This is a genomic window from Roseococcus sp. GW821-FHT12F05 (assembly GCF_058806835.1).
Window position 1 is genome coordinate 162,628 of record NZ_JBXAQB010000016.1, and the last position, 21,584, is coordinate 184,211.

At 68.3% G+C, this 21,584-nt stretch carries 20 protein-coding genes, 1 tRNA gene and 1 pseudogene; 9 read left to right on the top strand and 13 right to left on the bottom strand.

Features of this window, described 5'->3' with window-relative positions; genetic code table 11:
* Window positions 1-87 precede the first annotated feature (87 nt).
* The gene (locus AC1ROY_RS28430; RefSeq protein ID WP_493152322.1) at window positions 88-672 is read right to left on the bottom strand and encodes a class I SAM-dependent methyltransferase; all 585 of its coding nucleotides are present in this window, start codon (window positions 670-672) and stop codon (window positions 88-90) included.
* Window positions 673-731: 59 nt separating this feature from the next.
* Between AC1ROY_RS28430 and AC1ROY_RS28435 the strand changes: the two genes are divergently transcribed.
* Window positions 732-2,099 (top strand): PleD family two-component system response regulator, encoded by a 1,368-nt coding sequence (locus AC1ROY_RS28435; RefSeq protein ID WP_493152303.1) that lies wholly within the window; start codon window positions 732-734, stop codon window positions 2,097-2,099.
* A gap of 71 nt (window positions 2,100-2,170) precedes the next feature.
* Here AC1ROY_RS28435 and rpmG read toward each other — a convergent pair whose 3' ends face one another.
* From rpmG to ruvX, 9 genes are all read right to left on the bottom strand, one after another.
* Window positions 2,171-2,338 carry a 50S ribosomal protein L33 gene (rpmG, locus tag AC1ROY_RS28440; protein WP_131546842.1) on the bottom strand — a complete coding sequence of 56 codons (168 nt, stop codon included), beginning with the start codon at window positions 2,336-2,338 and terminating at the stop codon, window positions 2,171-2,173.
* A gap of 148 nt (window positions 2,339-2,486) precedes the next feature.
* Entirely contained in the window at window positions 2,487-4,931 is a 2,445-nt protein-coding gene (gene rnr, locus AC1ROY_RS28445) for a ribonuclease R (protein WP_493152304.1), read from the bottom strand.
* 2 nt (window positions 4,932-4,933) lie between these two features.
* Complete coding sequence (gene topA / locus AC1ROY_RS28450; protein ID WP_493152305.1) at window positions 4,934-7,624, bottom strand: type I DNA topoisomerase; 2,691 nt, start codon at window positions 7,622-7,624, stop codon at window positions 4,934-4,936.
* Window positions 7,625-7,699: 75 nt separating this feature from the next.
* Entirely contained in the window at window positions 7,700-8,764 is a 1,065-nt protein-coding gene (dprA, locus tag AC1ROY_RS28455; RefSeq protein WP_493152306.1) for a DNA-processing protein DprA, read from the bottom strand.
* 4 nt (window positions 8,765-8,768) lie between these two features.
* Window positions 8,769-9,353, bottom strand: coding sequence for a glycerol-3-phosphate 1-O-acyltransferase PlsY (plsY, locus tag AC1ROY_RS28460; RefSeq protein ID WP_493152307.1), 585 nt, complete (start codon window positions 9,351-9,353; stop codon window positions 8,769-8,771).
* Entirely contained in the window at window positions 9,353-10,624 is a 1,272-nt protein-coding gene (pyrC, locus tag AC1ROY_RS28465) for a dihydroorotase (protein ID WP_493152308.1), read from the bottom strand. Before pyrC ends, plsY begins: the two co-directional genes overlap by 1 nt.
* Entirely contained in the window at window positions 10,621-11,064 is a 444-nt protein-coding gene (locus AC1ROY_RS28470) for a GNAT family N-acetyltransferase (RefSeq protein WP_493152309.1), read from the bottom strand. The genes pyrC and AC1ROY_RS28470 overlap by 4 nt, the downstream gene beginning before the upstream one ends.
* Window positions 11,064-12,017, bottom strand: coding sequence for an aspartate carbamoyltransferase catalytic subunit (locus tag AC1ROY_RS28475; RefSeq protein WP_493152310.1), 954 nt, complete (start codon window positions 12,015-12,017; stop codon window positions 11,064-11,066). Before AC1ROY_RS28475 ends, AC1ROY_RS28470 begins: the two co-directional genes overlap by 1 nt.
* A gap of 44 nt (window positions 12,018-12,061) precedes the next feature.
* Window positions 12,062-12,556, bottom strand: a complete 495-nt coding sequence (gene ruvX, locus AC1ROY_RS28480) for a Holliday junction resolvase RuvX (protein ID WP_493152311.1) — start codon at window positions 12,554-12,556, stop codon at window positions 12,062-12,064.
* A 45-nt stretch (window positions 12,557-12,601) separates the two neighbouring features.
* Between ruvX and gatC the strand changes: the two genes are divergently transcribed.
* Genes gatC through gatB form a run of 3 tightly spaced genes read left to right on the top strand, consistent with a single transcriptional unit; the run spans window position 12,602 to window position 15,821 of the window.
* On the top strand, window positions 12,602-12,895 hold the full coding sequence (gene gatC / locus AC1ROY_RS28485) for an Asp-tRNA(Asn)/Glu-tRNA(Gln) amidotransferase subunit GatC (RefSeq protein ID WP_493152312.1): 294 nt from the start codon (window positions 12,602-12,604) through the stop codon (window positions 12,893-12,895).
* Window positions 12,895-14,376 (top strand): Asp-tRNA(Asn)/Glu-tRNA(Gln) amidotransferase subunit GatA, encoded by a 1,482-nt coding sequence (gene gatA / locus AC1ROY_RS28490; protein ID WP_493152313.1) that lies wholly within the window; start codon window positions 12,895-12,897, stop codon window positions 14,374-14,376. The genes gatC and gatA overlap by 1 nt, the downstream gene beginning before the upstream one ends.
* Window positions 14,373-15,821, top strand: a complete 1,449-nt coding sequence (gatB, locus tag AC1ROY_RS28495; RefSeq protein ID WP_493152314.1) for an Asp-tRNA(Asn)/Glu-tRNA(Gln) amidotransferase subunit GatB — start codon at window positions 14,373-14,375, stop codon at window positions 15,819-15,821. Before gatA ends, gatB begins: the two co-directional genes overlap by 4 nt.
* A 55-nt stretch (window positions 15,822-15,876) precedes the next feature.
* On the opposite strand, the gene AC1ROY_RS28500 is transcribed toward gatB, so the two are convergent.
* Window positions 15,877-16,170: a hypothetical protein gene (locus AC1ROY_RS28500; RefSeq protein ID WP_493152315.1), complete on the bottom strand. Its 294-nt coding sequence runs from the start codon at window positions 16,168-16,170 to the stop codon at window positions 15,877-15,879.
* Between the two features lie 102 nt (window positions 16,171-16,272).
* Window positions 16,273-16,587, bottom strand: coding sequence for a TM2 domain-containing protein (locus AC1ROY_RS28505; RefSeq protein ID WP_493152316.1), 315 nt, complete (start codon window positions 16,585-16,587; stop codon window positions 16,273-16,275).
* Window positions 16,588-16,677: 90 nt separating this feature from the next.
* Between AC1ROY_RS28505 and AC1ROY_RS28510 the strand changes: the two genes are divergently transcribed.
* From AC1ROY_RS28510 to AC1ROY_RS28525, 4 genes and pseudogenes are all read left to right on the top strand, one after another.
* A complete protein-coding gene (locus AC1ROY_RS28510) occupies window positions 16,678-17,310 on the top strand; it encodes a glutathione S-transferase family protein (protein WP_493152317.1) in 633 nt (210 codons plus the stop codon).
* Window positions 17,311-17,393: 83 nt separating this feature from the next.
* Window positions 17,394-17,486, top strand: a tRNA-Ser gene (locus tag AC1ROY_RS28515).
* Between the two features lie 152 nt (window positions 17,487-17,638).
* Window positions 17,639-18,157, top strand: a pseudogene (locus AC1ROY_RS28520) (IS5 family transposase); the annotation flags it as partial.
* An 85-nt stretch (window positions 18,158-18,242) separates the two neighbouring features.
* Window positions 18,243-18,455, top strand: a complete 213-nt coding sequence (locus AC1ROY_RS28525) for a DUF6894 family protein (protein WP_493152318.1) — start codon at window positions 18,243-18,245, stop codon at window positions 18,453-18,455.
* Between the two features lie 177 nt (window positions 18,456-18,632).
* Here AC1ROY_RS28525 and AC1ROY_RS28530 read toward each other — a convergent pair whose 3' ends face one another.
* Window positions 18,633-19,034 (bottom strand): DUF6968 family protein, encoded by a 402-nt coding sequence (locus tag AC1ROY_RS28530; protein WP_493152323.1) that lies wholly within the window; start codon window positions 19,032-19,034, stop codon window positions 18,633-18,635.
* 1,015 nt (window positions 19,035-20,049) lie between these two features.
* On the opposite strand from AC1ROY_RS28530, the gene AC1ROY_RS28535 reads away from it, so the two are divergent.
* Window positions 20,050-21,372, top strand: a complete 1,323-nt coding sequence (locus AC1ROY_RS28535) for a tyrosine-type recombinase/integrase (RefSeq protein WP_493152319.1) — start codon at window positions 20,050-20,052, stop codon at window positions 21,370-21,372.
* Window positions 21,373-21,584: the final 212 nt, after the last annotated feature.

Below are 21,584 nucleotides of genomic sequence, written 5' to 3' on the forward strand. Positions count from 1 at the left end.
ATCGCGCCGATCGGGAAGAACCCCTCCTCGGCGCGGGCCCGTCATGCTATCTGCGATTGCATGTCAGTTGGCGCAAAACCGCAGAGCTCAGGGACGGCCGGCCGGGCGGTAGCGCCAGACGCTCGCCGGCGGGAAGTTCGCCATCGTGAAGGCCAGCCGCTTGCCCGTCATCTCCAGCTTCCGGTACGGCAGCGGCGAGGTCGCGCAATAGGTGTAGAGCAGGTAGCCCTTGCCCGGCGCCACGGATTCCACGGCGTCGCGGAACGCGGCCTGGCGCTCGAAGGGCAGCAGCACCAGCGGGATGCCGCAGATCGCGGTGCCGATCTGGTTGTGCATATGGGCGGGCAGCGTGTTCTTGAGGTCGAAGGCGTCGCCGCAGATCACGTTCACGCCCGGCAGGCTCCCGCGCAGGAACTCGGCCATCTCGGGCACGATCTCGACCACGATGAGCTTGTTCGCGGGCACGCCGGCCGCGAGCAGCGCGCGGGAGATCACGCCGGTGCCGGCGCCCAGCTCGAGGACGTATTCGTCCGGGCTGCGCTCGACATTGGCCGCGATCTTGCGGCACAGCGCGGGCGAGGAGGGGATGATCGAGCCCATCTGCAGGGGGTTGCGCAACCAGCGGCGGAAGAAGAGGCTTTTATTGGCCGCTCCTTCCTGTTCGAACGTCATTTCAGACACGTCATGCTCCTGTTGCCGTCCTTGCCTGGCCTGAGAGGAACCCTCGTCCGATGACCGCCCGCATTCTCGCGGTGGATGACATCGCGGCAAACCTACGACTGCTCGAGGCCAAGCTGCAGGCCGAGTATTACGAAGTGCTGCTCGCCTCCAGCGGCCCGGAAGCGCTCACGACAGCTTTCACGCAAATGCCAGACGTCATTCTCCTGGATGTCATGATGCCTGGGATGGATGGCTATGAAGTGTGCAGAGCGCTCAAGGCTGATGCACGAACCCAGCATATCCCGGTTGTCATGGTCACAGCCCTGACCGACAGCACGGAGCGCGTCCGGGGACTCGACGCCGGTGCTGACGACTTCCTTTCCAAGCCCGTGGACGACGCCACGCTCTTCGCCCGCCTGCGTGCCCTGCTGCGGGTGAAGCAGGTACAGGACGCCTGGCGCCTGCGCTCCGAGACGGCGCGCGACCTCGGCATCGAGTCCCAGCCCGACCCGCTGATCTCCGTGGCCGGCGCCCGCGCCCTGGTGATGGGCGACCGGCCGGAGGAGGTGCGGCAGGTGCGCGAGGCGCTGGAGGCCGACGCCATCGTCGTCACCGCCGCCGCCAACATCGACGAGGCCCAGCGCCAGCTTGCCAAGGGCGAATACGACCTTGCCCTCCTGGCCCTGCCGGAGGACGCGATGGAGGTGCTGCGGCTGGCTTCGCGTCTGCGCGCGCAGAACGCCACGCGCGACCTGCCGCTGCTGCTGCTGGCCGATCCTGCCCAGAAGATGCAGGTGCTGCGCGGCTTCGACCTCGGCGCCAACGATCACGCCTTCCGCCCGCTCGATCCCAACGAGCTGCGCGCCCGGGCCCGCAATCAGATCCGCCGCCGGCGCTACCAGGAGCGGCTGCGGCTGGAACTGGACCGGTCGCTCGAGATGGCCGTCACGGACCAGCTCACGGGCCTGCGCAATCGCCGCTACGTGCGCCGCCACCTCGACGGGCTGCTGCGCACCGAGGAGGCCGCGGTGCTGCTGGTGGACATCGACAAGTTCAAGGCGATCAACGACACCCACGGCCACAATGTCGGCGACGCCGCCCTGCGCGACGTGGCCGAGCGGCTGCGCATCCAGCTCCGCGCGGCCGACGTGGTGGCCCGCTACGGCGGCGAGGAGTTTTTGGCCGTGCTGACCGGCGCGCCGAGCGGCTATGCGCTCGCGGTCGCCGACCGCCTGCGCGAGGCGATCGCGGCGGAGCCCGTCATGGCAGGGAATCTGGTGGTGCCGATCACGGTGAGCATCGGCGTCGCTGTGGGCGGGCCGGGCATTTCGTCGGAACGGCTGATCGGCTCGGCGGACGAGGCGCTGTATCGCGCCAAGCGCGACGGCCGGAATCGCGCCTACCTGGCCGATCCGGCGTTGGACAAGTCGGCCGTTTAAAAAGAAATCGAGGGGCTTTGCCCCTCGAGCACCCCAGCAGGAAACTCAGTTTCCTGCACCTTCGGCAAAATTTACTTGATCTTGCCTTCGCGATAGACGACGTGCTTGCGCGCCTTGGGATCGTACTTCATCAGCTCGAGCTTGCCCGTGGCCGTGCGGGTGTTCTTCTTCGTCACGTAGAAGTGGCCCGTATCGGCGCTGCTGATCAGCTTGATGAGGACGGTGTTGGCCTTGGCCATGGTCGTGTGCTTCGCTCTGTGCGCGCGGTGAGGCGCAGGTGCCGGAAAGGAAGGCGTGTTCTAGCGGCCCAGGCCGCGGGGTCAAGTCTTTTGGCTGAGCGGGATGACCGAAGGCGCCGTAGGTCTGAATCCCGCGACAAGTCATGGTCTAGCGGCGCTTCCGCTCCCGCCCGCTCCTGACGCGCGCCGGCGCCCCGCCCATCATGAGCTCGAAGACCAGGCTGCCGGTCTGGGCATTGGCCTCGCGCAGCCGGGCCTCCACCTCGTCGCCCAGCTTCAGCACCTGGCGCGAATGCCGCCCCGTCACGCTGCGCTTGTCCTCGGCGACGATCCAATGGTCGTTCGGCAGCGCCTTCATGGGCACGAAGCCCGAGGCCCCCGTCTCCGTGAGCTGCACGAAGACGCCGAAGGGATGGATGCCCGAGACCCGCGCCGCGAAGGTGGCCCCCACCCGGTCGGCGAGGTAGGCGGCGAGGTACCGGTCCACCGCGTCGCGCTCGGCCATCGCGGCCCGGCGCTCGGTGGCGGTGATGTGCTCGGCCGTCTCGGGGAAGCGGGCCAGCTCCGTCTCCGTGATGCCGTCCGGGCCCAGCTTCAGGCCCCGGATCAGCGCCCGGTGCACCAGCAGATCGGCGTAGCGCCGGATCGGCGAGGTGAAATGGGCGTAGCGCGAGAGCGCGAGGCCAAAATGGCCGATATTGTCGGGCTCGTAGGCGGCCTGGGACTGGCTGCGCAGCACGGTCTCGTTGACCATCCGCGCCTCCGGCCGGTCCTTCACCTTCTCCAGCAGGCTCGCGAAGTCGCGCGGCTGGAGCTGGCCGACGGGGTTGATGGACAGGCCCAGCGTGCCCAGGAACTCCTTCAGGGAGGCCAGCTTCTCCTCCGAGGGCGGCGCGTGGATGCGGTACATGCAGGGCTGCCCCAGCCGCTCCAGCTCCTCGGCGGCGCAGACATTGGCGGCCACCATGAACTCCTCGATGAGCCGATGGCTGTCGAGGCGCGGGCGCGGGATGACGGCGGTGACATTGCCCTCCGCATCCAGCAGGACGCGCCGCTCGGGCAGGTCGAGGTCCAGCGTGCCGCGGCGCTCGCGGGCGGCCAGCAGAGCGCGGAAGGCGCCGTAGAGCCGGGCGACATGGCCCTCGGCCAGGCCTTCGGGATCCTCGCCGGCATCGGCGGCGGCCTGCACCTGCTCGTAGGTCAGCCGGGCCGCGCTGAGCATCAGCCCGCGGCCGAACTTGTGGCTCGTCTTGGTGCCGGACTTGTCGAAGCGCATCTCGACGAAGAGGCAGCCTCGCTCCTCGTTCGGCCTGAGGCTGCACCAGCCGTTCGAGAGCGCCTCGGGCAGCATGGGCACGACGCGGTCGGGGAAATAGACGGAGTTGCCGCGCGTCCAGGCTTCGCGGTCCGGGGCCGAGCTGGACGTGACGTAGTGCGCAACGTCGGCGATGGCGACGAGGACCTTCCAGCCGTCGCCGTCGGGCTCGGCGAACACCGCATCGTCGAAGTCCCGGGCATCGTCGCCGTCGATAGTGACGAGCGGCGTGGCGCGCAGGTCGGTGCGCTTGCCGAGCGGGGTGGCCTTCGCGTGCTCCGCCTGGCGCAGGGCCTCGGGGTCGAAGAGCTCGGGAATGCCATGGGTGTGGATGCAGATGAGCGAGACCGAGCGCGGCTCGCCCATCGTCCCCAACCGCTCGACGATCTTCGCCGGACGCAGGCCGAAGCCGGTGGAGGGCAGGGCCTCGGCCAGCACGATCTCGCCGGGCTGGGCGCCGCCCGTCTGGCCGGGCGGGACGGTCCACTCGGCCTTCTGGCGGCGGTCGGTCGGGATGATGCGGCCGTCCTGGAACACGCCGAGGATGCGGCGTCGGTCCTCGACGGCGCCGAGGCGCTTCAGCGTGCGCCCCTCGTACTTGTCGCCGGAGATGTGGCGCAGCTTGGCCAGCACGCGCTCGCCGGCGGCCAGGGCCGTCTGCCCGCGCCGCTCGGGGTGCATGTAGATGATGGGCTTTCCCGCGCCCTCCCAGCTCACGGGGCGGGCGATGGGGTCGCCGTCGGGGTCGGTGCCGAAGACCTCGACCACGGCCGTCTCGGGCAGCCGATCCGGGACCGAGGCCGGACTCGGGCGGCGCTCGTCGGGCTGCGGACGGCCGCGCGGTCCGCGGGGTCTCGTGACCTCGGCGAGCTCCTCCGCCGTGGTCTCGACGTGGCGGGGCGGCGGCGGTGCGCTGTGCCCACGGGTCACGGCGATGGAGGGGGCTGCTCGGCCCTCGAAGGTCCGCTTGCCGACCGGCTTGGCCGAGCCTTCGACCTTCATCTCGGACAGGAGCTGGCGCAGCGCCCCCCGCTGCTCCGTGGCAAGGCCGAAATGCCGGGCGATCTCGCTCTTGCCCACGCGGCCCTCGGCGCTGGCGAGGAAGGCCTGCAGCTCGGCCTTGCTCGGCAGGGCCTGGCCCTTCGGCGCCGTCTTCACCTTGGCGCGCGGCGCGCCCTTCGCGCGCTTCGGCGCAGGGGCGGGAACCTCGCTTTCGCGCCGCTTCGCGTTCGACTTGCGAGCCTTGTGTCCCTTCGCTGGAGGCCCGCTGCGCGGCATGGTCAGGCCTTCTTCGCCGCGGGTTTCTTCGCGGCCGGCTTCTTCTTCACCGGGGCCTTCTTCTTCGCGGGCGCCGCCTTCTTGGCGGCGGCGGCCTTCACCGGCGCGGGTTTCGCCTCGGCGGCGGGCTTCGCGGCCGCCTTGCGGGCCGGCGCTTTCTTGCCGTTCTTGCCGCGCGGCGGCAGCTCCTTGCCCTTCTCGGCCAGCAGCGCCACCGCCTCGTCGAGCGTCACGGCCTCCATCTCCACGCCGCGCGGCAGGTTCGCGACGCGCGTTCCGTGCATCAGGTAGGGCCCGAAGCGGCCGCGCCGCACCTCGACCACGCCGCCCTTCGGATGCTCGCCGACGGTGACGCCGCGCGGCTTGGCGCTCGCCATCAGGTCCACCGCGCGGTTGAGGCCGATGGTCAGCGGATCGTCGTCGCGGTCCAGCGACTTTGATAGCGCGCCCATCTTCAGATAGGGCCCGAAGCGGCCCAGGTTGGAGGAGATCTCCTCGCCGGTCTCCGGATGCAGCCCCACCACGCGCGGCATGGAGAGCAGCACCAGTGCCGTCTCCAGCGTCATGGTCTCCGGGTCCATCCCGCGCGTCAGGCTGGCGCGCTTGGGCTTGGTGGGCTTGCCCTTGGCGTCCGTGCCGCCCTCGCCGAGCTGGGCGTAGATGCCGTAGGGGCCGCGCCGCAACGTGATCTGCTCGCCGGTTTCCGGGTCGGTGCCCAGCACCCGCACGCCGTCGGCCAGCGGGCCGCCGCCCTCGCCCTCGGCGCCGGGCACCGCGAGCGGCCGCGTGTAGCGGCATTCGGGGTAGTTGGAGCAGCCGATAAAGGCGCCCGTCCGCCCGAGGCGCAGCCCGAGCCGGCCCGCTCCGCAATTGGGGCAGAGGCGCGGATCGCTGCCGTCATCGGCCTTGGGAAAGAAGTGCGGGCCCAGCTCCTCGTCGAGGCGATCGATGACGTCGCTGATCTTGAGGTCCTTGGTCGCGTCGATCGCATCCCGGAAGTCCGCCCAGAACTGCCGCATGACCTCGCGCCACTCCGCCCTTCCGCCCGAGATGTCGTCGAGCTGCTCCTCGAGGCCGGCGGTGAATCCGGTGTCCACGTATTTCTCGAAGAAGGCGACCAGGAAGGCCGTCACCAGCCGCCCGCGGTCCTCCGGCGTGAAGCGCCGCTTGTCGAGTTTCACATATTCGCGGTCCTGCAGGACCTGGAGCACGGAGGCATAGGTGGAGGGCCGCCCGATGCCGAGCTCCTCCATCTTCTTCACCAGCGAGGCCTCGGAATAGCGCGGCGGCGGCTGGGTGAAGTGCTGCGCGGCCTCGACGCCGTGACGCTTCAGCGGGTCCCGCTCGCGCATGGGCGGCAGGATGCGGCTGTCCTCGTCGGCGTCATCAGCGACGTCGTCCTGGTCCTCGCGGTAGAGCTTGAGGAAACCGTCGAAGGCGATGACGCTGCCGGTGGCGCGCAGGCGGGTCTTGCCCGTGGGCTCCACCAGCTCGACCGTGGTCTGGTCCAGCTCGGCCGACTGCATCTGGCTGGCGACGGCGCGCTTCCAGATCAGCTCGTAGAGCTTCCGCTGCTGGTCGTTGAGATAGCGGGCCACCTTCTCCGGCGTGCGGGAGACGTCGGTTGGGCGGATGGCCTCGTGCGCCTCCTGGGCATTCTTCGCGCGGCTGGAGTACTCGCGCGGCGCACCGGGGATGTAGTCCTCGCCGAACTCGGACTTGATGTGGCTGCGGATGTCCGCGATGGCCTCGCGCGCCATCTGCACGCCGTCGGTCCGCATATAGGTGATGAGGCCGACCGTCTCGCCGCCGATGGCCACGCCCTCATAGAGCCCCTGCGCCGTGCGCATCGTCGCCTGGGCGCCGAAGCCGAGCTTGCGGCTGGCCTCCTGCTGGAGCGTGCTGGTCTGGAAGGGCGCCGGCGGATTGCGCTTGACCCGCTTCCTCTCGACGGAGCCGACGCTGAACTCGGCGGCCTCGACGGCGCGCTTGGCCGCCATGGCGGCGGCCTCGTTCGGCAGGTCGAACTGCTCGAGCTTCTTCCCCTCGTGATGGGTCAGCCGGGCCGAAAAGGGGGCGCCGGCGGGCGTGGTGAAGCGGCCCTGGATGGTCCAGTACTCGCGCGCGATGAAGCGCTCGATCTCCGCCTCGCGCTCGCAGATCAGGCGCAGCGCCACGCTCTGCACGCGACCGGCGGACTTGCTGCCCGGCAGCTTGCGCCAGAGCACCGGCGACAGCGTGAAGCCCACCAGGTAGTCCAGCGCGCGGCGCGCCAGGTAGGCCTCGATGAGGGGAAGATCAAGCTCGCGCGGATGGGCGATGGCGTATTGCACCGCCCGCTTGGTGATCTCGTTGAAGGTGATGCGCTGGACATCCACGCCCTTCAGCGCGCCGGACTTCGCCAGCATGTCCTTCACGTGCCAGGAAATCGCCTCGCCCTCGCGGTCCGGGTCGGTCGCGAGGTACAGGTGCTTGGCGCCGCGCAGCGCCTGGGCGATGGCCTTGACCTGCTTCTGCCCGCGGTCGTCGGCCTCCCAGTCCATCGCAAAATCCTCGTCCGGGCGGACGGAGCCGTCCTTGGCGGGGAGGTCGCGCACATGACCGAAGGAGGCGAGGACCTTGTAGTCGCCACCGAGATACTTCTCGATGGTCTTTGCCTTGGCGGGGCTCTCGACGACGACGATGTTCGTCACTTCAGGGTCTGTCCTTACCGCCTCCGCCGCGATGGCGCACGGATGACGCTCCAGAGAGTTGATTCTGTTGATAACTCAGGCCAGTGCCACCCGGTTGCCGGGCAGGGTCTCGATGCGTCCGGACATCTCCAGTTCGAGGAGCAGGGCCGAGAGCTTCGGGGCGGATAGCTGGCAGCGCCGACCCAACTCGTCAACCGCTATCGGTGTAGATCCCATCATTTCAAGGACTTGGGCCGCGGATTCCGATGCCGGGGGTGCTTCCTCGGCCGGTTCCTCCGGCAGATCGGCCAGCAGAGGCAGGCGGAAGAGGGGCGTTTCGGAGGGCGCCTCCGGCAAATGGAGGAGGATGTCCTCGACCGTCTCGGTTAGGCGGGCGCCGCGGCGGATCAGGTCGTTGGAGCCGCGCGACCGCGGGTCGAGCGGGTGGCCCGGGACGGCGAAGAGCTCGCGCCCATTCTCGGCGGCGAGGCGCGCGGTGATGAGGGTGCCGGATTGCAGCGCGGCCTCGATCACCACCACGCCCAGGGACAGGCCGGCCACGATCCGGTTGCGGCGGGGGAAGTGGCGGGCCAGCGGCGCGGTGCCGAGGGGCGCCTCGCTCAGCACCAGCCCGCCTTCATCGGCGATGCGCTCCTGCAGCGCGGCGTTCTCGCGCGGATAGGGCCGGTCCAGCCCGCCCGCGACGGCCGCGATGGTGATGCCGGAGCGCAGCGCGCCGGTATGGGCGGCCGTGTCGATGCCCCGGGCGAGGCCGGAGACGACGCAGACGTCGCGGACGGCCAGCGCATCCGCGAGGTCCTCGGCGAAGCGGCGGCCGGTCGCGCTGGCGTTGCGCGCGCCGACCAGGGCCACGCCGCGCCGGGCGAAGGCCGCGAGGTCGCCCTGCGCGGCCAGGACCAGCGGCGCATCCTCCAGCAGGGTCAGGAGCGGCGGGTAGCCCGCCTCGCCGAGGAAGAGGAGCTGCGCGCCCATGGCCGCCAGCCCCTCCATCTCGCGCAGCGCGGCATCGCGCGGCCAGGCCTTGCGGCCCAGCGCCTCCAGCGCCGCCTCGGGGCTGCCGTGGCGCGACAGCAGCCGGCGATGCATGACATGGCCCACGCCCTCGGTGCGCGCGAGGCGCAGCCGCGCGAGGGCGTCCAAGGGTCTACTTGCCTTCGCCGATGCGGGGCTCGGTGCCCGCGAGCAGCCGCTGGATATTGCCCTTGTGCCGCCAGACCACGTCGGCGCCGAGGACCACCAGGCCGAGGGCCGCGCCCGGCGTCGAGAAGACCAGCGCCGCGATGGGCGCCACCACGATGGCCGAGAGTGATCCGGCGGAAGAGCGCTTGGTGATCTTCGCCACGGCCAGCCAGGTCAGCGCCGAGACGACGAAGATCGGCCAGGCGAGGCCGAGCATCACCCCGAGCGCCGTGGCCATCCCCTTGCCGCCCTTGAAGCCGAGCCAGGGCGGGTAGCAGTGGCCGAGCACCGCGGCGACAGCCGCCGCCGGCTCCCATTCCGGCCCGGCGATCCAGCCGGCCAGCCAGACCGCCACGGCGCCCTTGAGCATGTCCAGGATCAGCGTCGCGGCGGCCAGCTTCTTGTTACCGGTCCGCAGGACGTTGGTCGCGCCGATATTGCCCGAGCCGATGCTGCGGACGTCCCCGAGCCCGGCCGCCTGCGTCAGCAGCAGCCCGAAGGGAATGGAGCCCAGCAGCGCCGCCAGGAGGATCGCGATGGCGGGGAGCATCAGGCGCCGAAGACCCGGCGGCCGGCCTTGAAGGTGGCCATGACCTTGCCCTCCAGGGCGCGCCCGTCGAAGGGCGAGTTCTGGGCCTTGCCGGGGAGGGTGCCCGCCTTCACCTGCCAGCCGCGGTCGAGCCAGAAGAGGCAGAGGTCGGCGGAGGCGCCCTCGGCCAGCCGGCCGGATTCGAGGCCGAGCAGCCGCGCGGGACGGCTGGTCAGCAGGGCCAGCGCGTCGAGCAGCTTCAGGTCCTCGCCATGCACCCGCGCGAGCGTGATGCCGAGCAGGGTCGCGAGGCCGACTCCGCCGGCCTCGGCCTGGGCGAAAGGCAGCCGCTTGTCGTCGGCGTCGCGCGGCTGGTGGTCGGAGGCGATGGCGTCGATCGTGCCGTCGGCGAGCGCCGCGACCACGGCCAGCCGATCCTCCTCGCGCCGCAGCGGGGGCGTGAGCTTGGCATAGGTGCGGTAGTCGCCGATCGCCGTCTCGTTCAGGTCGAAATAGGGCGGCGCCGTGTCGCAGGTGACGCTCAGGCCTTCGGCCTTGGCGGCGCGGATCAATTCGAGCGCGGCGGCCGTGCTGACATGGCCGAAATGCACGTGGCCGGAGGTGAGCCGGGCCAGCGCGATGTCGCGCGCGACCAGGATCGCCTCGGCCGCGGCCGGGATGCCGGGCAGGCCAAGTCGCGTGGCCAGCTCGCCCTCGGTGGCGGAGCCGGCGCCGGCGAGGCTCGGATCTTCCGGATGCTGCACGATCATCGCGCCGAAGGTGCGCGCATAGGAGAGCGCGAGCCGCATGGTGCGGGCATTACCGATGGCGCGGCTGCCGTCGCTGAAGCCGATGGCGCCGGCCTCGCGCAGCAGGCCGAATTCCGAGAGGTCCTTGCCCTCGCAATGCTTGGTCGCGGCGGCATAGGGCAGGAGGGTGAGGCTGCCGGTGGCCTCGCCGCGGCGGATGACGAACTCGACCAGTGCGGGGTCGTCCAGCGCCGGCTGGGTGTCGGGCAGCAGGGCGAGGGTGGTGATGCCGCCGGCCGCCGCGGCCTGGGCGGCCGAGGCGATGGTCTCGCGGTGCTCGCCGCCGGGCTCGCCGATGCTGGCCCGCATGTCCACGAGGCCGGGGCAGAGGCAGGCGCCGGCGGCGTCCAGCGTATCCGCGCCCTCCGCGGGCGTGCCCTTCAGGCTGGCGATGCGGCCGTCCTGGATCAGCACCGAACCGATGGCATCCAGCCCGGAGGCGGGGTCGAGCAGGCGGGCATTGGTGATGAGCAGTGGCTTCATGCGAGGCGCTTCTCCATGAAGACGCGGCGGTGGCCGGCCTGCTCGGCGCGGCGGGTCTCGACATAGCCCAGCCGCGTGTACATCGCGATATTCTCGACCATCTTCTCGTTCGTGTAGAGCCGGATGCGGTCATAGCCGCGGCGCCGCGTCTCGGTCTCGGCGAAGTCCATCAGCTTCTTGCCGAAGCCCCTGCCGCGCACCGTGGCGGCCACGGCAATGTTGTCGAGCAGCAGGCCGTCCTCGGTGTCCTCCAGGACCAGGGCGCCGATCGCCACCCCGTCCAGCTCCTCGATCCAGGCCTGGCCGGCGGCGATGCGCGCCGCGTAGTCGTCTGTCATGGGGGCCGGCTCGCGGCCGAGGCGCGGCACGTAATGGGCATAGGCGTCGCGCACGAGGGTGCGCAGCACCGAGGCCTCCTCGGGCTTCGCGAGGCGCGGCATCACGCGTTGCGCCGCAGGTCGCGCGAGAGGATATCGAGCACGGCCATGCGGACGGCGACGCCCATCTCCACCTGCTCGCCGATGACGCTGCGCTCGGGGTCGTCGGCGATGGCGCTGTCGATCTCGACGCCGCGGTTCATCGGGCCGGGGTGCATCACGATGGAATCGGGCTTGGCATGGGCCAGCTTGGCCGCGTCGAGGCCGTAGAAGCGGAAGAACTCGCGCGGCGAGGGGACGAGGCCGCCGCTCATGCGTTCCTTCTGCAGGCGTAGCATCATGACGACGTCGGCGCCGTCGAGGCCGGCGCGCATGTCGTGGAAGACCTCGACGCCGAGGCGGGCGCATTCGGCGGGGATGAGTGTCGGCGGGCCGACCACGCGGACGCGCGCGCCCATGGCCGAGAGCAGGTGGATGTTGCTGCGGGCGACGCGGGAGTGCAGCACGTCGCCGCAGATGGCGACGATCAGGTTCTCCAGCCTTCCCTTGCGGCGGCGGATGGTGAGCGCGTCGAGCAGGGCCTGGGTGGGGTGCTCGTGCGTGCCGTCGCCGGCGTTGATGACGGCGGCGTCGACCTTCTGCGACAGCAGCGCCGGGGCGCCGGACTGTGCGTGGCGGATCACCAGCAGGTCGGTGTGCATGGCGTTGAGCGTGGAGGCGGTGTCCAGGAGCGTCTCACCCTTGTTCACGCTACTGGTGGAGACGGACATGTTGACGATGTCTGCGCCGAGGCGCTTGCCGGCCAACTCGAAGCTGGTGCGGGTGCGGGTGCTGTCCTCGAAGAACAGGTTGATGAGGGTGCGGCCGCGCAGCAGGTCGCGCTGGGTCTTTCCCTGGCGGTTGAGCAGCGCGTAGCTCTCGGCGAGGTCGAGAAGCGCGGAAATATGGGGGAGCTCCAGCCCCTCGATGGCGAGGAGATGGCCAGTGGGGAGGATGGGGTAGGAGAATCCGCTCATTCCCGCCTTGCCATCTTGCCGGTGCCTTTCATTGCCGCCGCGGGTCAATAGCGCGGCAGGGGGGCATCCTCCAAGCGGGGGCGAGTCGCGTCCAGGGCCGCCTGGAGGGTGTAGGCCGCCGCCGCCGCGTCCACGTGAGCCGCCCGGCGCTTCCGGGTGAGGTCAGCTTCCTCGATCATCGCCCGGTTCACGGCGGCGCTGGAGAGCCGCTCGTCCCACATGGCGACGGGCAGGCCGGTGGCCTCGGAGAGCGCCAGGGCCCAGTCCGTCGCCGCCTGTGCCGCCGGTCCGCGTGTCCCGTCCATGGAGAGCGGCAGGCCCACCACCAAGCCGCCAGCCCCCTCCTTCGCACAGATCGCCGCGATCTCGGCCGCGTTCACCTTCAGCTTGCCCCGCTTCAGGCTGCCATAGGGGCTCGCCAGCATCAGCGTGACGTCGCTCAGCGCCACCCCGATCACCTTCGCCCCCGGGTCCAGCCCCAGCACCCGTGCATGGCGGGGCAGGGCGGTGCGGAGATCGGCCATGTTGAAGAGAGGCATGGCCGGCCTTATGGTCCGCCCCCTTCAAGAACGGAAGTGGATGGTATGTCGCTCGATGCCGCGGCAGTGCGCCGCGTCGCCAATCTGGCCCGCCTGCGCCTGGACGAGACCGAAGTTGAAAAGCTCCAGGCCGAGATCAACGGCATCCTGGGCTGGATCGAGCAATTGCAGGCGGTGAATACCGATGGCGTCGAGCCCATGGCCGGCGGCTCGCCTGTCGCCTCGAATCTTCGCTGGCGGAAGGACGCCGTGACCGACGGCGGCCAGGCCGAGGCCGTGCTGCGCAACGCCCCCGACCGCGAGGGCGAATATTTCGGCGTGCCGAAGGTGGTGGAGTGATGCGCCCGACCGATTACACGATCGCCGAGGGGCTGCGCGCGCTGGAGCGCCGCGAGATCAGCTCCGTCGAGCTCACCGGGGCCTATGTGAAGGCGATCGAGGCGCACAACCCGCGGCTCAACGCCTACATCACCGTGACCGCCGAGAAGGCGATGGAGGCCGCGCGCGCCTCCGACGCCCGCCGGGCCAAGGGCGAGGCCGGCGCGCTGGAGGGCATCCCTCTCGGCATCAAGGACCTCTTCTGCACGGAGGGAACCCGGACAACGGCCGCCAGCCGTATCCTGGACGGCTTCGTGCCGCCCTATGAGAGCACCGTCAGCGGCAACCTCAAGCGCGATGGCGCGGTCTTCCTGGGCAAGCTGAACCTGGACGAGTTCGCCATGGGCTCGTCCAACACCACCAGCGCCTTCGGGCCGGTGGAGAACCCCTGGTCGCGCGCCAACGATCCGGCGAAGCGGCTGGTGCCGGGAGGCTCCTCGGGCGGCTCGGCGGCGGCGGTGGCGGCGCGGCTGGCCATGGGGGCGACGGCGACGGACACGGGCGGCTCCATCCGCCAGCCCGCGGCCTTCTGCGGCATCGTGGGCATCAAGCCGACCTATGGGCGCTGCTCGCGCTGGGGCATCGTGGCCTTCGCGAGCTCGCTGGACCAGGCGGGCCCGGTGGCGCGCAATGTCGAGGACTGCGCGATCCTCTTGCGCAGCATGGCCGGCTTCGATCCGAAGGACAGCACCAGCGCCGACCTGCCCGTGCCCGACTTCGCCGCGGCCTGCACGCGCTCTGTGAAGGGGCTGCGGATCGGCGTGCCGGCAGAATACACCCTGCCGGGGCTGGCGCCGGAGATCGAGGCGCTGTGGCAGCAGGGCCTCGCCTGGCTGCGCGACGCGGGCGCGGAGATCGTGCCGATCAGCCTGCCGCACGCGAAATACGCGCTGCCCACCTATTATGTGGTGGCTCCGGCGGAGGCCTCCTCGAACCTCGCGCGCTATGACGGCGTGCGCTTCGGCCTGCGCAGCGCGGAACGGGATTCCGACCTGCGCGACCTCTACGAGCGCACCCGCGCGGCCGGCTTCGGCGCCGAGGTGCGGCGGCGCATCATGATCGGCACCTATGTGCTGAGCGCGGGCTACTACGACGCCTACTACCTCAAGGCCCAGAAGGTCCGTGCGCTCATTGCCCGCGACTTCACCGAGGCCTGGGAGAAGGTCGACGCGATCGTGACGCCGGCGACGCCGACTGCCGCATTCCCGATGGACGAGCGGCAGGACGACCCGGTCAACATGTACCTCAACGACATCTTCACCGTGACCGCGAACCTCGCGGGGCTGCCGGGCATCGCGGTGCCGGCCGGGCTGGACGGGCAGGGGCTGCCGCTGGGGCTGCAGGTCATCGGCAAGGCCTTCGACGAGGAGACGGTCTTCGCCGTCGGCGCCGCGCTGGAGCGCGCGGCCAACTTCACAGCCAAACCGCAGGTGATGGCATGAGCTACACGCTGGATGGGGAAACCGGCCCTTGGGAAGTCGTCGTGGGCCTCGAGGTCCATGCGCAGGTGCTGTCGGAATCCAAGCTTTTTTCCGGCGCAGCCACGGCCTTCGGCGCCGAGCCGAACAGCCAGGTCAGCTTCGTGGATGCGGGCTTTCCCGGCATGCTGCCCGTCATCAACGGCGAGTGCGTGGCCCAGGCCGTGCGCACGGGCCTCGGGCTGAACGCGAAGGTGAACCTCTGGTCCCGTTTCGATCGGAAGAACTACTTCTATGCCGACCTGCCGCAGGGCTATCAGATCAGCCAGTACAAGGATCCGATCATCGGCGAGGGCGTGATCGAGATCACGCTGGCCGACGGCGCGACGAAGAACATCGGCATCACGCGCCTGCACCTGGAGCAGGACGCGGGCAAGTCGCTGCACGACCAGCACCCGAGCAAGTCCTTCATCGACCTCAACCGCTCCGGCGTCGCCCTCATGGAGATCGTGAGCGAGCCCGACATGCGCTCCCCTGATGAGGCCGGCGCCTATCTCGCCAAGCTGCGCCAGATCGTGCGCTACCTCGGCACCTGCGACGGCAACATGGACGAAGGCTCCATGCGCGCCGACGTGAACGTCTCGGTCCGCAAGGCGGGCGAAGAGTTCCGGACCCGCTGCGAGATCAAGAACGTGAACTCGGTCCGCTTCGTCATGCAGGCCGTGGAGGCCGAGGCGCGGCGGCAGATCGAGGTGTGGGAATCCGGCGGCACGGTGGAGCAGGAGACGCGGCTCTTCGACACGGCGCGCGGCACCACGCGCTCCATGCGATCGAAGGAGGACGCGCACGACTACCGCTACTTCCCGGACCCGGACCTGCCTCCGCTGGTGCTGGAACAGAGCTGGGTGGACCAGCTCAAGGCCAGTCTGCCGGAGCTGCCGGACGCGCGGCGCGCCCGCTATGTGGCGCTGGGCCTCTCGCCCTATGACGCGCATGTGCTGACCATCGAGAAGGAGACCGCGGCCTTCTTCGAGATCGTGGCCAAGGGACGCGACGCGAAGGTCGCCGCCAATTGGGTGACGGGCGACTACTTCGCGGCGCTCAACCGCCTGAAGCGCGAGGTTGCGGACAGCCCGGTGAGCGCCGAAAACCTCGGCGCGCTGCTGGACCTGATTGCGGATGGCACGCTCTCGGGAAAACTGGCCAAGGAGGTCTTCGAGGCGATGCTGGAGGCGGACGAGCCGCCGGCCTCGATCGTGGAGAAGCGCGGGCTGCGTCAGGTGACGGATACCGGCGCGATCGAGGCCGCCGTGGATGCGGTGCTGGCGGCCAATGCCGACAAGATCGTGCAGTATCAGGGCGGCAAGGTGGGGCTCTTCGGCTTCTTCGTGGGGCAGACCATGAAGGCGATGGCTGGGAAAGGGAACCCGGCCCTGGTCAACGAGGTGCTGAAGAAGAAGCTGGGCTGATACGAGAAAGGGGTCGGCCTCGCGGCCGCCCCTCCCCTTACGCGCGGACGAGCGCTCAGGCCTTGGCGGGCTCGGCCTCGACCGGCGCTTCCGCGGCAGCCTCGGGCTCGGCGTCCTCTTCTTCCTCGCCCTCTTCGCCGTCCTCTTCTTCTTCTTCTTCCTCTTCGTCCTCATCCTCGTCGTCGAGGTCCATCACGTCGGCGTCGCGCACGACGGCGAGGCAGGCAGCGTAGGTCTCGAGGTACCAGCCGCGGTCGCCCTCTTCCTCCTTGCCCTCGGCCACGGCGATCATGCGCAGCAGCGCCAGCGCCACGGCGGCGTCGCTGTCGCCTTCGATCTCGATCTTCACGTCAGACATGTTCTGGCCCTCCGGCAGGTTGGATGGGCCGATTTCACCCCGGAAGCCGCGACGGAATCATCGCCGGTCCATGACAGTTCAGCGCGGGACAGGTCAGCGCGCGATGCGGTCGATCAGCCGGTCGTTGTAGCGCTGGGCCATGCCAGGGATGAGCAGCGCATCGATGAGCCACCAGATGCCGATGACGCCGAGGCCGATGTAGCCGATGAAGATGATCGTCAGCAGCATCGACACGCCGAAGATCGCCAGCATGAGCAGCCCCGAGATCCAGCGGCCCAGGTACATCCGGTGCGCGCCGCCGTAGCCCAGGAAGAACCACAGCAGATAGGCCGCGACCACCGAGCGGCTGGCCGCGTCGTAGCGCATGCGCGCGACCGCGTCGTCGGAGGGGCGGATGGGTGTCTGCATCGGCGTGTGATCCTTTCGGGGCCCGGCTTTCCGGGTGGCGCGTTCCAGCCATAAGGTGGTGGAAACACCTGTCCGCGGAAAGGCACGTCCATGACGATCGAGTTGCACACCTGGAACACGCCCAATGGTCGCAAGATCAGCGTGGCGCTCGAGGAGATGGGGCTGCCCTACACGGTGAAGACCGTGAACATCGGCAAGGACGAGCAGTTCGCGCCGAGCTTCCTCGAGTTCTCGCCCAACAACCGCATCCCCGCGATCAAGGATCCGGACGGGCCGGACGGAAAGATGATCACCGTCTTCGAGAGCGGCGCCATCCTCTACTACCTCGCCGAGAAGACCGGGAAGTTCATGCCGAAGGACCTGCGCGCCCGCGTCCCCGTGATGGAGTGGCTGATGTGGCAGATGGGCGGCTTCGGCCCCATGCCCGGCCAGGTGCACCACTTCCTGATGCAGCCGGAGGGGCCGGCGCGCGACTACGGCTTCAACCGCTACCACAAGGAGACGAAGCGGCTCTACGGCGTGCTGGACCGGCGGCTGGCGGGGCGGGACTTCGTGGCGACCGAGGGCGAGCCCAGCATCGCCGACTTCGCCATCCTCGGCTGGGCCTGGCGGCACGAGCGGCACCTGGTGCCCTTCGACGATCTGCCGAATGTCGGCGCCTGGTACGCGCGGATGATGGCGCGGCCGGGCACGGCGAGGGGCTTCGAGGTGGCGCTGAGCTGAGACTCGGAAGGCCTCGTTTGACGGGGGCAATCACCGCCTGTATCAACCGCTTCGCATACGTCGTGTGAACTTCAAAGCCCTGCGGAGGGGTGGCCGAGTGGCCGAAGGCGGCGGTTTGCTAAACCGTTATAGGATGTCAAGTCCTATCGTGGGTTCGAATCCCATCCCCTCCGCCATTTCTTCTAAACACCTGAAAATGCGTTCCTTTTGTCAACACGGGCACCCCTGAGAGGCGCCCGGCAAGGATAATTGGCGGCGCCTATCCTTCGATTTTCTCGCAACCATGGTGCAACCAGATTTGGTTGCGGGTTGCTGCAACCAGTTGCCCGCGTCGCGTCCGCCGGGGGTCATCGACAGCCAGTCGGTCAAGGCTCCGGCTGCCGGAGCCCGGCGAGGCTATGACGCCGGCAAGAAGGTTCTGGGCCGCAAGCGCACATCGCGGTCGATACTGACGGGCGGCTGTTGATGGTCAACCTGACGCCGGCCGACATCTCTGACAGTGCCGGAGCCCAGACGATCCTAAACGGCATCCGCAAGCGCTGGCCCTGGGTGAAGCACATGTTCGCCGACGGCGCCTATGACCGGCTGAAGCTCATGGACAAAGCGGGCTTCCTCGACTTCGCCGTCGAGATCGTCCGCCGCTGCGATAGCGAACCTGGCTTCAAGGTCCTGCCGCGGCGCTGGGTCGTGGACCGCGCCTTCGGCTGGATGACACGCTGGCGCCGCCTCGTGCGCGACTATGAGCAGCGCCTCGACGTCTCCGAGGCCATGATCCTCATCGCCATGGCCCGACATCCTACTGCGCAGAAACAATTATCCTAGATTTTCCAAAAGTACTCTAAGATGAAGGTCAGAATAGTGTCGGCTAATTCCTATCTATAATTGGGATAGCAGCACGAGAACTATATTTCATGTTGCGGTAATTCTTCGACATGATTGCACGGGAGACCCATCTCCGTGACGAGAAAGGCACAGAGTTCGCCGACCGCGAGAAGGCTCGGGACCACGCGATCGACATGGCTCACACGCTGGCTCGCCGTCGCGGCTATATCTCGGATCGGGCACTCTTTGCTTGCTCGATCAGGGCCGAGGCCGGCGAAGTCATCTATACCGCGACCTCCATGTTCATTGGTTGCTGGGAGTAGCTCCGTCCGCAAAGGCCCGGCTCGGTCAGAAGCCGGACCGGGCGAGTTCGTGGCGCCCGTAAAACCGGGCGGCGATTCTTGATGAACTGGCGGACAGGGCGAGACTGATTATCAATGGTCTCTGCGCTCCTATCGAGCAGTTCCTTGTGTAGGGGCGGCCCGACAGATGGCGATGGATCACTTCGGCCCGTTGACCTCACGCGCGGAGCGTATCGGCGGTGAGGGGAACCCAAAATCCTCCGTGTCGCCCAACCAGGACAACCTTCGCTGCGCGTTCTCAGCGCAAATCTCTACGTCAACCGAAATGCAGTAAAGCGCATTCACCAGCGCCTGCATGGGATCCTCACCGCCAAATCGCCCCTTTCGGCTCGTCAGAGGGCCTGTAATCTCGTAAGCGCAAAACCAGGACCTGCCCTCCGGCGCAAGCTTCGGACGGCCAATCCTGATATGGAATTGTGGCTTGCCATCAACCTCCATGATCCTGGAGGCGATGACGTCGGTGAGGTCGTCACTTGGGATGCTGGGCATCTGAGTTATCTCCCGATTACAAGCGGCGGGATGTAAGCACCGCGACCACATTGCGCGTAACGTTCCATGGCGCTGGCCCAGCACGACCGCCTTGATCCTGACTGCCTCAAGCCATCGCAGCCAGCTGATCACGCACAAGCTGTGCGTCGCAGGCAGCACTTCTTCGGTAAGCGATGGCGATAGAGCTACCGGCGTCCCGCTCCCCTCCCCGGGGGATCACTACGCGTATGGGCTGAGACGGTCACGGATTTGCCGTCTACTGTTCTGACGTAGCTCCGCACATGCACGAGGCTGCTTCGCTCCCGACGATCGAAGGCATCGGTGCGCCGCTTGGGCTTGGGGCGTTACCCAGTAGAGGTCTTCTGGCGAGGGTCGAGAGGCCTTGCGCATTTCCCATTCGGTCTGGAATTGCAGCAGATGAAAGCCCACCCAAGAGAGGTCTCCGTGTCCGAAGAGACATCCCGCATCATTATGGGAAACTAGTAAAGAACAAAATAGGAACTTAGAAACCATTTGAGAATTCCGGCGGCGGAGGGTTCGCGAGGCATTTTCCGTCCGGGAAGGCGCCGATGCCGGTTGCATCGGCAAGTCCGGGGACGCTCCGGGGGCGGAAAAGAGCCGCGAACCGACCCGCTGGGATTCTCAAACGGTTCTTAGTAGCATTGCCTGCGGAAAACCTTTCCTACGCTTGCCGCATCGAGGCGAGTGACGGCCGCTCATACCAAAAACACTACCGGCTGGCGCGGCCGAAGGCCGTCGCCATGAACGAAAATCGCCGTGTGGAGCCAGTGAGCGGAGGTGAATTCCATCGCCTGGGTTTCGCCCGCCTTCGCTTGGGAACGAAGGGCTGCGCGAACCGGAGCGAAAAAGCGGCGAAGCGGAGCGAAACCTGCGAACTGGCGGATGAGGTGTCTGCCATGCATTCGTCCTGCATTGTTCCAGGCTGATCGCTACGTGGCCTCAACCTTCGAGATTCCTGCCGATAACCGTCCCGGGCTAATTCCCGTTGCGCCCCATCAGTCCACAAGATAATTGTGGACCACCTTGTGGACCGGGACGGATTGGGATGGCTGGCAAGCTCACGGTGGCAGGCGTCAAAGCGCTGGTGGCGAGGGGCAAGCCCGGGGCTACGGCCGACGGCGGCGGGCTTTACCTTCGGGTGACGGGTCCGGGCATGGGAAAATGGACCCTGCGCTACATGCTGGCCGGCAAGGCCCGGGAGATGGGCCTGGGCGCGGTTGCCGATGTGACGCTGGCGGAGGCCCGGATAAAGGCAGAGGCCCAGCGCCCGTTGCTGAGGGCCGGCACCGATCCCTTGTTGGCCAGAGCGGAAGCTGAGGCGGCCGCCAGCAAGGAAGCTGCGGCGGCGAAATCCTTCCAGGATGCGGCCGAGGATCTGCACACCTCCAAATCATCGCAGTGGAAGAACCCGAAGCACGGCGACCAATGGCTTGCCACGTTGAAAGCCCATGTGTTCCCGGTGTTTGGCTCGGTTCCCGTTGCCGAAGTCGAGACCGGCCACGTGCTCCGCGCGCTTCAGCCGATATGGACGAAGATCCCGGAGACGGCCTCTCGTGTCCGTGGGCGGATTGAAGCGGTGATCGACTATTCCGCCGCTAAGGGGCTCCGCCCGCGGGGCCTGAACCCGGCGGCGTGGCGCGGGCACCTCTCCGAGGTCCTCGGCACACCGACGAAGCTGAAGGCTGCGGCTCGTCGGGAGAAGGACAAAGGCGAGAACTTCCCCTCACTCCCCTGGCAGCAGATGCCGGCCTTCCTGGCGGAGCTGGAGGGGCACGTGGGGTTGGCTGCCCTCGCACTTCGCCTTGCGATCCTTACCGGCGTCCGAAGCGGTGAGGTGCGGAAGATGCCATGGAAGGAACTGAACGACAGCACCGCGATTTGGACAGTGCAGGCGGCTCGGATGAAGGGCGGCAAAACGCACCATGTGCCCCTCTCGGCTGAGGCCCAGGCAGTGATCGAGAAGATGAAGCCGTTGGCCGATGGGCGGGACAGCCTTGTCTTCCCCGGGCAGCGGAAGGGCCGGCCCTTATCCGACATGACCATTTCCATGCTGGTACGCGGCATGAGCTTCGATGGCCTCCCCGATGGCGAGCCTCCCCGCTGGCGCGACGTCGAGGGGCGGGCGATCGTTCCCCACGGCTTTCGTGCAACCTTTAAGTCTTGGGCCTTGGCTCATGGCTGGGCAGATCACCTGAGCGAGAAGGCCCTGGCGCACAGCGACAAGGACAAGGTGCGGGCCGCCTATGCGCGCGACCCGCTGATTGAGGAGCGCCGGCCCATGATGGCGGCCTGGGCGCGATGGTGCATGGGGCAAACAGCAGAGGTCACAGACCTTGCATCCGAGCGGGCAAAGAGGTCGGCGGTTTAGGATCGCACGCTCACACAGATGCACGCGTCGGCCGCCCTGGCCGGAAAAGCATAGGGGATCATAGGGATCATAGACGCCTTGGCTCGTGCTCACCCGCCGCGAGGAACGAGGTGTCTGGCCTCAGGCTGACCCTCGTTTCCGAATTTCCGCACGTTCCCCAAAACCCCCATAACCACCAAAACCTCCGCAAAGAGCCGGCCGGGCAAGCAGCG

Coding starts and splice junctions, on each gene's coding strand:
- AC1ROY_RS28430 (WP_493152322.1), bottom strand. CDS start 672: ATGACGTTCGAACAGGAAGGAGCGGCCAATAAAAGCCTCTTCTTCCGC.
- AC1ROY_RS28435 (WP_493152303.1), top strand. CDS start 732: ATGACCGCCCGCATTCTCGCGGTGGATGACATCGCGGCAAACCTACGA.
- rpmG (WP_131546842.1), bottom strand. CDS start 2,338: ATGGCCAAGGCCAACACCGTCCTCATCAAGCTGATCAGCAGCGCCGAT.
- rnr (WP_493152304.1), bottom strand. CDS start 4,931: ATGCCGCGCAGCGGGCCTCCAGCGAAGGGACACAAGGCTCGCAAGTCG.
- plsY (WP_493152307.1), bottom strand. CDS start 9,353: ATGCTCCCCGCCATCGCGATCCTCCTGGCGGCGCTGCTGGGCTCCATT.
- pyrC (WP_493152308.1), bottom strand. CDS start 10,624: ATGAAGCCACTGCTCATCACCAATGCCCGCCTGCTCGACCCCGCCTCC.
- AC1ROY_RS28470 (WP_493152309.1), bottom strand. CDS start 11,064: ATGCCGCGCCTCGCGAAGCCCGAGGAGGCCTCGGTGCTGCGCACCCTC.
- AC1ROY_RS28475 (WP_493152310.1), bottom strand. CDS start 12,017: ATGAGCGGATTCTCCTACCCCATCCTCCCCACTGGCCATCTCCTCGCC.
- ruvX (WP_493152311.1), bottom strand. CDS start 12,556: ATGCCTCTCTTCAACATGGCCGATCTCCGCACCGCCCTGCCCCGCCAT.
- gatC (WP_493152312.1), top strand. CDS start 12,602: ATGTCGCTCGATGCCGCGGCAGTGCGCCGCGTCGCCAATCTGGCCCGC.
- gatA (WP_493152313.1), top strand. CDS start 12,895: ATGCGCCCGACCGATTACACGATCGCCGAGGGGCTGCGCGCGCTGGAG.
- gatB (WP_493152314.1), top strand. CDS start 14,373: ATGAGCTACACGCTGGATGGGGAAACCGGCCCTTGGGAAGTCGTCGTG.
- AC1ROY_RS28505 (WP_493152316.1), bottom strand. CDS start 16,587: ATGCAGACACCCATCCGCCCCTCCGACGACGCGGTCGCGCGCATGCGC.
- AC1ROY_RS28510 (WP_493152317.1), top strand. CDS start 16,678: ATGACGATCGAGTTGCACACCTGGAACACGCCCAATGGTCGCAAGATC.
- AC1ROY_RS28525 (WP_493152318.1), top strand. CDS start 18,243: ATGATTGCACGGGAGACCCATCTCCGTGACGAGAAAGGCACAGAGTTC.
- AC1ROY_RS28530 (WP_493152323.1), bottom strand. CDS start 19,034: ATGTGGTCGCGGTGCTTACATCCCGCCGCTTGTAATCGGGAGATAACT.
- AC1ROY_RS28535 (WP_493152319.1), top strand. CDS start 20,050: ATGGCTGGCAAGCTCACGGTGGCAGGCGTCAAAGCGCTGGTGGCGAGG.